The 11524-nt window shown below is 71.8% G+C and carries 8 protein-coding genes and 2 pseudogenes; 6 read left to right on the top strand and 4 right to left on the bottom strand.

Annotation, left to right across the window (positions count from 1 at the left end; all coding sequences use genetic code 11):
* Positions 1-145: 145 nt before the first annotated feature.
* The gene (locus tag Bsp3421_RS24770) at positions 146-1975 is read right to left on the bottom strand and encodes a glycoside hydrolase family 15 protein (RefSeq protein WP_273998475.1); all 1830 of its coding nucleotides are present in this window, start codon (positions 1973-1975) and stop codon (positions 146-148) included.
* Positions 1976-2206: 231 nt separating this feature from the next.
* On the opposite strand from Bsp3421_RS24770, the gene Bsp3421_RS24765 reads away from it, so the two are divergent.
* Positions 2207-3382 carry a lactonase family protein gene (locus tag Bsp3421_RS24765; protein ID WP_274004343.1) on the top strand — a complete coding sequence of 392 codons (1176 nt, stop codon included), beginning with the start codon at positions 2207-2209 and terminating at the stop codon, positions 3380-3382.
* Between the two features lie 64 nt (positions 3383-3446).
* Here Bsp3421_RS24765 and Bsp3421_RS34505 read toward each other — a convergent pair.
* Positions 3447-5712, bottom strand: a pseudogene (locus Bsp3421_RS34505) (DNA translocase FtsK); the annotation flags it as partial.
* A gap of 352 nt (positions 5713-6064) precedes the next feature.
* Between Bsp3421_RS34505 and Bsp3421_RS34500 the strand changes: the two are divergent.
* Complete coding sequence (locus Bsp3421_RS34500; RefSeq protein ID WP_443111612.1) at positions 6065-6553, top strand: hypothetical protein; 489 nt, start codon at positions 6065-6067, stop codon at positions 6551-6553.
* Between the two features lie 876 nt (positions 6554-7429).
* A complete protein-coding gene (locus Bsp3421_RS34495) occupies positions 7430-7582 on the top strand; it encodes a hypothetical protein (protein ID WP_443111611.1) in 153 nt (50 codons plus the stop codon).
* Here the strand turns inward: Bsp3421_RS34495 and Bsp3421_RS34490 are convergent.
* Both Bsp3421_RS34490 and Bsp3421_RS24745 read right to left on the bottom strand, forming a co-directional pair.
* A pseudogene (locus tag Bsp3421_RS34490) lies at positions 7540-8688 on the bottom strand (DNA translocase FtsK); the annotation flags it as partial. The gene Bsp3421_RS34495 and the pseudogene Bsp3421_RS34490 overlap by 43 nt on opposite strands.
* Before the next feature lie 115 nt (positions 8689-8803).
* Positions 8804-9349: an META domain-containing protein gene (locus Bsp3421_RS24745; RefSeq protein ID WP_273998474.1), complete on the bottom strand. Its 546-nt coding sequence runs from the start codon at positions 9347-9349 to the stop codon at positions 8804-8806.
* 193 nt (positions 9350-9542) lie between these two features.
* Between Bsp3421_RS24745 and purT the strand changes: the two genes are divergently transcribed.
* The 3 genes from purT to Bsp3421_RS24730 are packed head-to-tail and all read left to right on the top strand — an operon-like array spanning position 9543 to position 11402.
* Positions 9543-10757 (top strand): formate-dependent phosphoribosylglycinamide formyltransferase, encoded by a 1215-nt coding sequence (gene purT, locus Bsp3421_RS24740; protein WP_273998472.1) that lies wholly within the window; start codon positions 9543-9545, stop codon positions 10755-10757.
* Positions 10758-10802: 45 nt separating this feature from the next.
* The gene (locus tag Bsp3421_RS24735) at positions 10803-10964 is read left to right on the top strand and encodes a DUF6726 family protein (RefSeq protein ID WP_337995327.1); all 162 of its coding nucleotides are present in this window, start codon (positions 10803-10805) and stop codon (positions 10962-10964) included.
* Between the two features lie 51 nt (positions 10965-11015).
* Positions 11016-11402 carry an MliC family protein gene (locus Bsp3421_RS24730; protein WP_273998471.1) on the top strand — a complete coding sequence of 129 codons (387 nt, stop codon included), beginning with the start codon at positions 11016-11018 and terminating at the stop codon, positions 11400-11402.
* Positions 11403-11524: the final 122 nt, after the last annotated feature.

Here is an 11524-nt window from a genome sequence, read left to right as displayed (position 1 = left end):
TTCTGATCATATCGAACTCTGTATCTTGCCGCAATGCAGCATCACCCGGATATACCCGCGTGGGGCCTGGATCTGAACTTGTCTTACATTTGTCGTCAACATGTGGCTAACGTGTTGCGAAAAACGGCTTGGTGCGCCGCCGCGCTCAGCGGCCCGCGGCCTCGATCGGGGCGGGCTGGCCGGCCGCGCGCGCCATTTCGTCCTCGTGATGCATCAGGTTCAGCGCGGTATGGACGAGCGCGACGTGCGAGAACGCCTGCGGGAAATTCCCGACCAGCCGCCGGGCGACCGGGTCGTATTCCTCGGCGAGCAGCCCGAGGTCGTTCGACAGGGACAGCAGGCGGCTGAACAGCCGGTGCGCGTCGTCGATCCGGCCGAGCAGCGCGAGGTTGTCGACGAGCCAGAAGCTGCATGCGAGGAAGGTGCCCTCGCCGGGCGGCAGGCCGTCGTCGTATTCGGACGTGTGATAGCGCAGCACGAGGCCGTCGTGCATCAGGCCGTTCTCGATCGCGGCGACCGTGCCGGTGACGCGCGGATCGGTCGGCGGCAGGAAGCCGACGAGCGGCAGCATCAGCACGCTCGCGTCCAGCTCGGGGCTGCCGTAGCTCTGCGTGAAGGCTTGCTGCGCGGCGTCCCATGCGTGTTCGCAGACGTCGGCATGGATCGCGTCGCGCAGCGCGCGCCAGTGATCGAGCGGCGCGGGCAGCCGGAACATTTCCGCCGACTTGATCGCGCGGTCGAACGCGACCCAGGCCATCACTTTCGAGAACGTGAAATGACGGCGGCCGCCGCGCGTTTCCCAGATGCCCTCGTCGGGCTCGCGCCAGATCTGTTCGAGGTGCTCGAGCAGTGCGCATTGCACCGACCAGACGGTGTCGTCCGCCTGCAGGCCGCCGACGCGCGCGAGATGCAGCGCCGCCATGACCTCGCCGAACACGTCGAGTTGCAGCTGGTTGGCGGCATTGTTGCCGATCCGCACCGGTTTCGAATCCTGGTAGCCGGGCAGCCAGCCGAGTTCGAGCTCCGGCAGGCGCCGTTCGCCGGCGATCCCGTACATGATCTGGATCTGTTCCGGCGAGCCCGCCATCACGCGGCCGAGCCAGGCGCGCCACGCGCGCGCCTCGTCGAAATAGCCGCCGCGCATCAGCGCGAGCAGCGTGATCGTCGCGTCGCGCAGCCAGCAGTAGCGGTAGTCCCAGTTGCGCGAGCCGCCAAGCTGCTCGGGCAGCGAGGTGGTGGGCGCGGCGACGATGCCGCCCGTCGGCTCGTAGGCGAGCGCCTTCAGCGTGATCAGCGAGCGCCGCACGGCGGCCGCGTAGCGGCCCTGCACCTCGCAGCGCCCCGACCATTCGAGCCAGTAGTTCTCGGTGCGCGCGAGCATCGACAGCGGTTCGCGCGCGGGCGGCAGCCGCAGGTGCGACGGCGCGTAAGCCAGCGAGAACGGCACGCGCTCGCCCGCGTACACGGTGAAATCGGCGACGGTGCGCAGGTTCTCGCCCGTGAGCGGCACCGGCGTGCGCAGCACCACGGTGTCGGGCCCCGCGATCGCCTTCATGCCGGCCTCGCGCGACAGCTGCGTGACCCACGGGATCGAGAACCCGTAGTCGAAGCGCAGCACCAGTTCCATGTGCATCTTCAGCGCGCCGTGCCGGCCGACCACGATCCGCACCAGTTCCGACCAGCCGTTGCCGGGCGGCATGAAGTCGATCACGGTGACCGCGCCGTCGGCGCTTTCGTAGTCGGTTTCGAGGATCAGCGTGTCGCCGCGATAGCGGCGCGTGCTGGCGGTGACCTGCGCGTCGTCGGCGGGCGCGAGCCGCCAGCGGCCGTGCTCGGGCGTGCCGACCAGCGCGGCGAAGCAGGCGCCGGAATCGAAACGGGGCCAGCAGAGCCAGTCGACGGAACCGTCTCGGGCGATCAGCGCGGCGGTGTGGCCGTCGCCGACGAGCGCGTAATCTTCGATGAGGGCGGGCATGGGCGGCGAATCTCCCTGTTCTGGTCGTTCACGATCTGGGCAGGCAGGCGGACGACTGTACGTGTGCCGGCGCGAGCCCCTATACTCGGACGGCGCGCCGCGGACGGCCCCGGAGCGGCCCGCGCGTCGTCACATCACAACACTAGAGACAGTTCGATGCAAGGAGGTTCCATGTCCGACTGTTCCCGCGCGCCGCTCATGCGCGTTTTCCCGTTCAATTTCTCGCACTGGATGAAAGGTTTCGCGCTCGCGCTGTCCCTGTCCGCCGCGCCCGCGTTCGCGCAGGACGCCGGCGCCGCGCCCGTCGACGGCCTCTACAACCTCCTCGTCGGCACCTACACCGACGGCGGCAGCGACGGCATCTACGTGTATCGCTTCGATACCCGCACGGGCGACGTGACGCCGGTGTCGTCCGCGAAGACCGTGAACCCGTCGTTCCTGATCGCGAGCCGCGACGGCCGCCACGTGTACGCGGTCAACGAGCTGCCCGGCGACAACGGTCCCGCGAACCAGCGCGGCGGCATCAGCGCGTTCGACTTCGACGCGAGGACGGGTGCGCTCACGTTCGTGAACCGGGTGTCGTCGGAAGGGAACGATCCGTGCTACCTGAGCCTGTCGCCGGATGGCAAGTATCTCGTGACGGCGAATTATTCGGTGGCGTCGGATCCGGGCGGCAGCTTCTCGGTGTTTCCGCTCGACGGCAACGGTTCGGTCGGCAGCGCGGTGCTGAACGTGCACCACGAGGGCACGGGGCCGGTGAAGGGCCGCCAGGACGGCGCGCACGTGCATTCGACGGTGTTCTCGCCCGACGGCCGCTACCTGTTCGTGCAGGACCTCGGCGCGGACAAGATCTTCGGCTACCGCTACGCGCCGGACGGCAGCCGCGGGCTGCTCGGCCCGACCGACGGCCGCTACACGCTCGGGCGGCCCGGCTCCGGCCCGCGCCACATGGTGTTCGCGGCGAACGGCCGCTATGCCTACGTGACCAGCGAGCTGGACGCGACGGTCGACGTCTATGCGTATCACGACGGCCGGCTCGAACGGCTCGAGACGGTGCGCATGAGCGAGCCCGGCTTCAAGGGCCGGGTCGGCGGCTCGGCGGTGCATCTGTCGCCGGACGGCCGCTTCCTGTACGCGAGCAATCGCGGCGACGCGAACGAGATCGTGACCTACGCGGTCGACGCGGCCAACGGCCGGCTCAAGCTGGTCGGCCGCCAGTCGAGCCTCGGCAAGACCCCGCGCGAGTTCGCGATCGATCCGACCGGCAAGTGGCTGATCGTCGGCAACCAGGACAGCGACAGCGTGTTCGTGTTCCGGCGCGACCCGGCGACCGGGCGGCTCGACCCCGATGCGCGCCGCCTCGCGGTCGGCAAGCCGGTCGACTTCACGCTGGTGCCGGCGTCGTAAAACCGGGCCGGCGATAAAAAAAGCGACGCCGAGGCGTCGCTTTTTCTTTGGGGCCGGGCGGGGGTCAGTCCGGCAGCGGCGGCGCGAGCACCTCGCGGCTGCCGTTGATGCCCATCGGCGACACCAGGCCGGCCGCCTCCATCTGCTCGACGAGGCGGGCCGCGCGGTTGTAGCCGATGCGCAGCTGGCGCTGCACCGACGAGATCGAGGCGCGTCGCGTGCGCACCACGAACGCGACGGCTTCGTCGTAGAGCGGGTCGGCCTCCGCGTCCGGGGCCTCGCCGAACAGGTCCTGGGCGGCGCCCTCGGAGGCCGGGCCGTCGAGGATGCCTTCCTCGTACTGCGGCTCGCCGAACTGCTTCAGGTACTCGACGATCCGGTGCACTTCCTCGTCGGCGACGAACGCGCCGTGCACGCGCTGCGGGTAGCCGGTGCCGGGCGGCAGGAACAGCATGTCGCCCTGGCCGAGCAGCGACTCGGCGCCCATCTGATCGAGAATCGTGCGCGAGTCGATCTTCGACGAGACCTGGAACGCGACCCGCGTCGGGATGTTCGCCTTGATGAGGCCCGTGATCACGTCGACCGACGGGCGCTGGGTGGCGAGGATCAGGTGGATGCCGGCCGCGCGCGCCTTCTGCGCGAGGCGGGCGATCAGCTCCTCGATCTTCTTGCCGGCGACCATCATCAGGTCGGCCAGCTCGTCGATCACGACCACGATCAGGGGCAGCGTCGACAGGGGCTCGGGCGCGTCGGGCGTCAGCGAGAACGGGTTGCCGATCTTCTTTTCCTTGGCCTCGGCGTCGCGGATCTTCTGGTTGAAACCCGCGAGATTGCGCACGCCGACGGCCGACATCAGCCGATAGCGCTTCTCCATCTCGCCGACGCACCAGTTGAGCGCGTTCGCGGCGAGCTTCATGTCGGTGACGACCGGCGCGAGCAGATGCGGAATGCCTTCGTAGACCGACAGTTCGAGCATCTTCGGGTCGATCATGATGAGCCGCACGTCCTCGGGCGTCGCCTTGTAGAGCAGCGACACGATCATCGCGTTGATCGCGACCGACTTGCCCGAGCCGGTGGTGCCGGCCACCAGCATGTGCGGGGCCTTGGCGAGGTCGGTGACGACCGGGTTGCCGACGATGTCCTTGCCCATCGCGAGCGTGAGCTGCGACGCCGAGTGCTCGTACTGGCGCGATGCGAGGATTTCCGACAGGCGGATCGTCTGGCGCTTGGCGTTCGGCAGTTCGAGGCCCATGCAGGTCTTGCCGGGGATGGTCTCGACCACGCGGATCGAGGTGAGGCCGAGACCGCGCGACAGGTCCTTCATCAGGCCGACGATCTGGCTGCCGCGCACGCCGAGCGCGGGCTCGATCTCGAAGCGCGTGATCACGGGGCCGGCCGACGCGCCGACCACCGTCACCGGCACCTTGAATTCCTGCAGTCGCTGCTCGATCACCTGGCCGGTCTGCGCGAGGGCTTCCTCGGAAATCGTCTCGACGTCGTCGGAGGCGGGTTCGAGCAGGTCGATCGTCGGCAGTTCGACCAGCGAGGCGGCGGGCGCGCGGAATTCGAACGCGTTCGGGCCCGGCGGGCGCGCGGGCGGGCGTCGGCGGCGGGGCGCGGCGGCGTCCGGGGGCGGCCGCGGCCGGCGCGAACGGGGCCGGCGGGGGCGCCTGGATTGGGGTGCTGTGGGCGTTGGCGGTCGCGGTCGCCAGATAAGGGGCGGGTGCGATTGCAGCGAGCGCGCCCGCGAACGGGGCCGCCGCGGGTGGCGTGCCCGCGATCGCCGGCTGGGCGGTCGGTGCGGCTTGGGCCGGCAGTCCGGGGGGGGCCGACGCGGTCGGTGTCGGCGCGCCTGCCTGATGCGGGGCGGGCGCGGCCATGCCGGGCGCGTTCGAGAGCGAGGCCGCGGCGTACGATGCGCCCGCCGTCGTGGCCGGCGGTGCGCCCAACGGCGTATGCACCGGCAGGCTGAGGTGGCCGGAAGGCGCGGTTGCGGCAGGTGCGATCACCGTCTGAGCGACAGCAGCCGGCGCTGGGGCGCCGGCTGCGCCCGCCGGCGGGGGTGTCACGTAGCCCGCTGCCGACGGGTTCGGCGCGGCGTACGACGGCAGGCCGGAGCCGCTCGCGGGCGCCGTGACGGACGCAGGCGTCGGTTGATGGGCCGGCGCGGATGCCGAGGCGGCGCTGGTTGCGGCAGGCGACGCGGCGAGGCCAGGCGCAGGCGCGAGGGGCGTGGCCGGGGATGCGGCGGGCGTGGACGCTGTCGCGGCTCCCGACGGCGAAGGGAACGGCGCACCGGTCGGCGACGTTGCTGGCGCGTGCGTGCCCGCCATGCCGTGCGCAACAGGATTCGACGACGATCCCAGGGCCGCCGCGACACCGATCGCGGCGGGCTCTGCGCCGGTTCCCGCATATGTCGAGGTAACTGGCATGCGGGTAGCCGGCGCGGCTGCGGCGGGCGATGCAACAGGCGATGCAACAGGCGATGCAACAGGCGATGCAACAGGCGATGCAACAGGCGATGCAACAGGCGATGCAACAGGCGGCGCGATGTGAGCAGTCGCTTGCGTGGCCGCGTGCGCGGCAGGCGATGCCGATGCGACAGGCAGCGCTGCGTCGGCGCGGAGCGGGGCGGACGAAGTCAGTGGTGCGTGCGCCGGCGGACGAGCATCGGCTGCCGCCGTGGCGGAGGCCGCGGCGAAAGACGATGAACCGCTGACCGAAGGCGTGCTCGACGCCGATTGCGTTGCCGGGTCGGGTTGCCGCGTGCTGTCGCTTGCAAACCTCGGCGCGCCGGAGGCGGCGGGCGCAGGCTGCGCGGCCACGGAGCCCGCGGCCGGTGCGGGCGAAGCGCCGGGTTGCGCTGTCGGCACGGCGCCGCTTGCGTGGAGCGCGGCGGCGGGCAGGGCCGCGGCGACACCGAACGCAGTCATCGCGGGCCCGGCGGTCGCGGAAGCGCTCACCGGCTTCGCGTCAGGCGCGCCGCTGGCGAGGTACCGAGGCGCGGGGTTCGCGTCCGGCGACGGCGCGGCCTGCGCGGCGGGCGGGGGCGCGACCGAACCGGTGGCGCTGACGCTGTCCATGCGCCCCGTCGGCGCAGCAGCCTGTCCCGTCACCGAGGACGATGGCCGCGTTTCGCTCCGGCTCGGGGTCGAGGTGCTGAGCGTCTGATCGGACTTGAGGGGCGCATTCCCATTGGGCTCGTCTTCCCAGGGAGCGAGCGGGGCCGGGGCCGAAACGGGCTCGATCTGGTCCGCGTGCGTCAGCGCATCGCTCGCGCGAGACGCCTCCTGCGAGGCGAGCGGCGACTGGATCGCCCGGACGGCTGGCGTGGCATCGGCGGTCTCCGCGTCGGTCTTCACAGCATCGGCGGGCGCTGCGTGGTGTGGCGCGTGGGCGTCGGCGTGGCCGGTCGTCCCGACCCGGCCTTCGTCGCTGCCGGTCGTCACGGGCGCTGCCGGAGCGTGGCCGTCTGCGTCGATCGGCGTCCCGCGTTCCTGTCCGTGGGAGATGCCCGACACGTCGTTTGACGGCGGCGTGGCCCGAACGGCGTCGGCATTGACCAGGGGCGAAACCCCGGGCGCCGGTTGATCGAACACGAACGAGAGGTCGATGACCTCGGATGCATCGGGCAGATCGGTCGCGCCGGGGCCGGCCTCGACCGTATCGGGAGCGAGATCCGGTGCGGCGGAGTCGACGCTTGTCGACGCATGATCATCGGTCGTGCCGATGAGGGAATGGGTCGTGCCGTCGACGGCGCCGACGGCTGCGGCGTGGCCGCCATCCGTCGCCGACCCGGCCTCGGCCGTGCCGGCCGCTGCATCTGCGTGGAGCCAGCCGGATGCGACGTTCGCCGCGCCAGCCTCCAGGCTCGCGGCGGCTGCGTCTCCGGCGGCGTGGTCGATCGTCTGCGCATCGGCATGTGCATCGGTAGCGGACGCAAGCGCTTCACCCGAGCCCGTCGCGCCGTGCTCGAACGGATCGAGGCTTACCGCGCCTGCCGCGTGCGGGCCCGTGGCGATTGCCGCCGCCGGAGCGGCCGCTGTCATGGCCGCGAGGCCGCCCGCCGCGCCCGACGCTGCGCCGGCCGCGCCCGCGAGCGCGGCCCATTGCGCGGTGCTTGCCTCGATCGAGCGCAGCGTTTCGTGCACGCTCGGCGCCGGCGCAATCTTCTGCGCGGGCTTTTCCGCCCACGCGTAGAGCGGCGCGCGCGCCGGCGTGAGCGCGGGGCGCTTGCGCGCCGCATCGGACGCGGCTGCCGTGACGGGTGGGGGCGTGCGCATCGGGAGCACCGGCTGCGCGGCGGCGGCCTTGCGGATCGGCGGATTCGCGGCGGCGACCGAACGCAGCGCGGCCGGTTGCAGCGGGCGCTGCTGCAGGGTCGCGGCGCCGGCGTTCGACACCGGTGCCGCGGGGGCTGCGGGCGGCGCGCGCCGAACCGGCGCGACGTCCGTCGCAGGGCGCGCGCGTTCGCCGACAGCCGGCGCGAGCGGGGTCGCGGGCCGCATGGCCGGCCGCGCCGGCGTGACGGCCGGGCCGCGCGGCGTCACCGCGCCGGCCGCCGGTGCACCCGAAGTCGAGATGCCCGCCGCCGGCCCGCCCGCCGTCGACGCGCGCGCCGGACCGACCGGCGTCGCCGCCCGCGTCGACACACCCGGCTTCAGCCAGCCGGCCGGCGCCACCGGCTCGTTGCGTTTTGCCTGCACGGGCGGCGCGCCGGCGCCCTGGCGGCCGCGCCGTTCGTCGCGCGACGCCTGCGTGGGACGCCACAGGGTCGGCCGCGCGTAGCGGCCATTCTGTTTCGGCGCCATCGAATTCACGGTATGCGCGCTCGTCGGCTGCACGTCGCCCGCGCGGCGCACGCGCCGGTCGTCGTCGCGATGCAGCGAGGTGCGCGGCAGGTCGGCCACGCCGCGCGGTTCGTCGTCGCCGCGCTGCGGCAGGCTGACGCCGAACGATGCGTCGAGCCAGGTATTCAGCTGTCGCCAGCCGATCCCGAGCAGCCAGGGCAGGCCGAGGAACAGCAGCACGACCATCGCGAGCGGCGTGCCGACGTGGCCGAGCACGCGCTCGAAGCCGCCCGCGAGCAGCTGGCCGAGCGCGTTGCTGGCGGCGTCGCCGCCCGGCAGCGCGGTGCCGAGCGTGCAACTCGCGATCATCACCGCGAAGAAACCCAGCCACAGCCGGATCGAACCGGAGCCCGCCAGACCGCCGCCGCCCGGCAGCATGGATTTGACGAGACGCCAGAAAAGAGGGATGAACCAGACGGCCGAGAAGCCGAACCAGCCTAGAACTACCGTATGCATGCTTGGAAACACAAAGAGGACGAGGGGCGCCGAGCGCGACCCGTCGAGTTTAACCGGCCCGCGACGCCGTGTCGGCAGGCGGGCCGACGCGCGGCGCGGCGCGCCACGCGATCACTTACTTGCCGCGCCGCGCGAAGCGCAGCGTCGTGCCGTCGTCGGTGACGAGCAGCAGCTCCTGCGGCTCGCGCATCTGTACGCCGGTTTTCGCGAGATGGGCGAGCGCGTCGAGATAGTCGCGCTCGAGCTTGCCGCCGAGCGAGCCGGCGCAGGCCATCCGGGTGCCGGCGAGCGGGCTGAAGCCGAGCACGCCGTTCTTCACGTCGTAGGTGCCCACGTAGCGGTTGCAGCCCGAAAAGCCCGAGACGCGCCGCACGCCGGTCTCGGTCGACAGCGCGAGCTTGATCGGCTCGCCGTTGTCGCCGTGCGGAATCTGGCGCGACGAGCCGTCCGCGTTCTGCCAGGCGACCAGCTCCCAGCGCGTATCGTCAAGCAGCTGGACCGCGGCCGGGTTGAACGGATCGGGCGCGGGCGCGCCGGAATCGGGGTGGGTGGGCATGGCGCAGGCGGCGAGAAGCGTGGCGACGGTCAGCGCGCCGAGCGGCGCGCGCAGCGGACGGGCGACGCGAAGGCAGGCGCGCGCGGCCGCGGGAAAATCGAACATGGCCTCGTTCCTCTTTCATGGGGCTGGCGAAGCCGTAAGGGTAACGCACTCGGCTTGTCGGAGGCGAGCGGACCATTGCCGCGCGGAATCGTTCGCGGCCCGCCGCGCGCGGCAAAAACGCGATTCGGCGCAGGGGGGCCGCGTGTTAACATCGCGACTCGCTTTCGCCATCCACCATCCAGCGGGAATTCTCATGCAGATCGGCCAGCGGCTCGGTACGCCGCTTTCTCCGTCCGCCACGCGCGTCATGCTGCTCGGCGCGGGCGAACTGGGCAAGGAAGTCATCATCGCGTTGCAGCGGCTCGGCGTCGAAGTGATCGCCGTCGACCGCTATCCGAACGCGCCGGGCCACCAGGTCGCGCATCGCGCGCACGTGATCGACATGACGGACCCGGCGGCGCTGCGCGCGCTCGTCGAAGCGGAGCGGCCGCACCTGATCGTCCCGGAGATCGAGGCGATCGCGACCGACGCGCTCGCCGCGCTCGAGGCCGACGGCGTCGCGGAGGTGATTCCGACCGCGCGCGCGACCCAGCTCACGATGAACCGCGAAGGCATCCGCCGGCTGGCCGCCGAGACGCTCGGGCTCGCCACCTCGCCGTATGCGTTCGCGCAATCGTTCGACGAATTCCGCGCGGCGGTCGCGCGGATCGGCTATCCCTGCGTCGTGAAGCCGGTGATGTCGTCGTCGGGCAAGGGCCAGTCGGTCGTGAAGGGCGAGGCCGACGTCGAGGCCGCGTGGCGGCATGCGCTCGCGGGCGGCCGCGTGAATCACGGCAAGGTGATCGTCGAGGGCTTCGTGCGCTTCGACTACGAGATCACCCAGCTCACCGTGCGCGCGCTCGATCCGGCCAGCGGCGAGACGCGCACCTATTTCTGCGAGCCGGTCGGCCACCTGCAAGTGGCCGGCGACTACGTCGAATCGTGGCAGCCGCAGCCGATGAGCGCGGCGGCGCTCGAGCGCGCGCGCGAGATCGCGCATCAGGTCACCATGGCGCTCGGCGGCCGCGGGCTGTTCGGCGTCGAGCTGTTCGTGCGCGGCGACGAGGTGTGGTTCTCGGAAGTCAGCCCGCGCCCGCACGACACCGGGCTCGTCACGCTCGCGTCGCAGCGGCAGTCGGAATTCGAGCTGCATGCGCGCGCGATCCTCGGGCTGCCGGTCGATCCGGCCTTGTCGACGCCCGCCGCGTCGGCGGTCATCTACGGCGGCCTCGATGCCGCGGGCATCGCGTTCGAGGGCGTGCGCGACGCGCTCGCGGTGCCGGGCTCGGACCTGCGCCTGTTCGGCAAGCCCGAGAGCTTCGCGAAGCGGCGCATGGGTGTCGCGCTCGCGACCGGCGCGACCGTCGACGAGGCCCGCGCGCGCGCCGCGCAGGCCGCCGCCGCGGTGCGGCCGGTGGCCGCGGACTGACGCGTCGCGATGCGGCGCCAAGAGGAGTGGTGAATGGCAAGGCTCATGAAATGGCTGTTGATCGCCGCGCTGAGCAGCGCGGCGACGGGGTGCGGGCTGGCCGCCGCGCCGTGCCGGGTCGCCTCGGCCGGGCTCAAGATCGTGCCGGTCATCGGGCACGTGGCGGCTGCGCCGACCGATGCCTGCGCGACCGTGATCGACCCCTGAATTCAGGCGGATCGGCCGCCGATTGTTTGTGACGATGTGACGAGGACCCGCATGAACCTGCAAGCCTCCCTCGCGCTGGCGTTGGCCGCCGGCCTTTTCGCGGCGGGCGCCGCGCGCGCCGCGCAACTGACCGTCGAGGAAATCGACGCGGACGCGCGCCAGACCGTCGCGTACCAGTGCGCGGACCAGAAGCAGCCGGTGCGCGTTTCGTACTGGCACGCGGGCAACGGCCAGGGCTTCGCGCTCGTGCCGGTGAACGGGCAGCGGCTGCTGTTCGTCGACACGGTGTCGGCGTCCGGCGCGAAGTACCAGGCGGGCCGCTACACCTGGTGGACCAAGGGGCGCGATGCGAACCTGTACGATGACATCGCGGGCGATCAGGCGCGCCCGCTGCTCGCCGATTGCAGCGAGATCCAGAAGAAGCGCAGGCGCGGCTGACACGCTGCCCGGCGCATGCTTCACCGGGCTGTCATCGGCCCGGTACGAGGCAATGCTACAATGCTGCCCTTTCTGCCGGCACGTCCGCCGGACCGAGCTTCGCGCGCGGCCCACGGGGTCGT

Origin of the sequence: Burkholderia sp. FERM BP-3421 (assembly GCF_028657905.1) — a bacterium.
Classification (GTDB): Bacteria; Pseudomonadota; Gammaproteobacteria; order Burkholderiales; family Burkholderiaceae; genus Burkholderia.
Note: the sequence above shows the minus strand (reverse complement) of the source record. Positions and strands in the feature narration are given on the sequence as shown.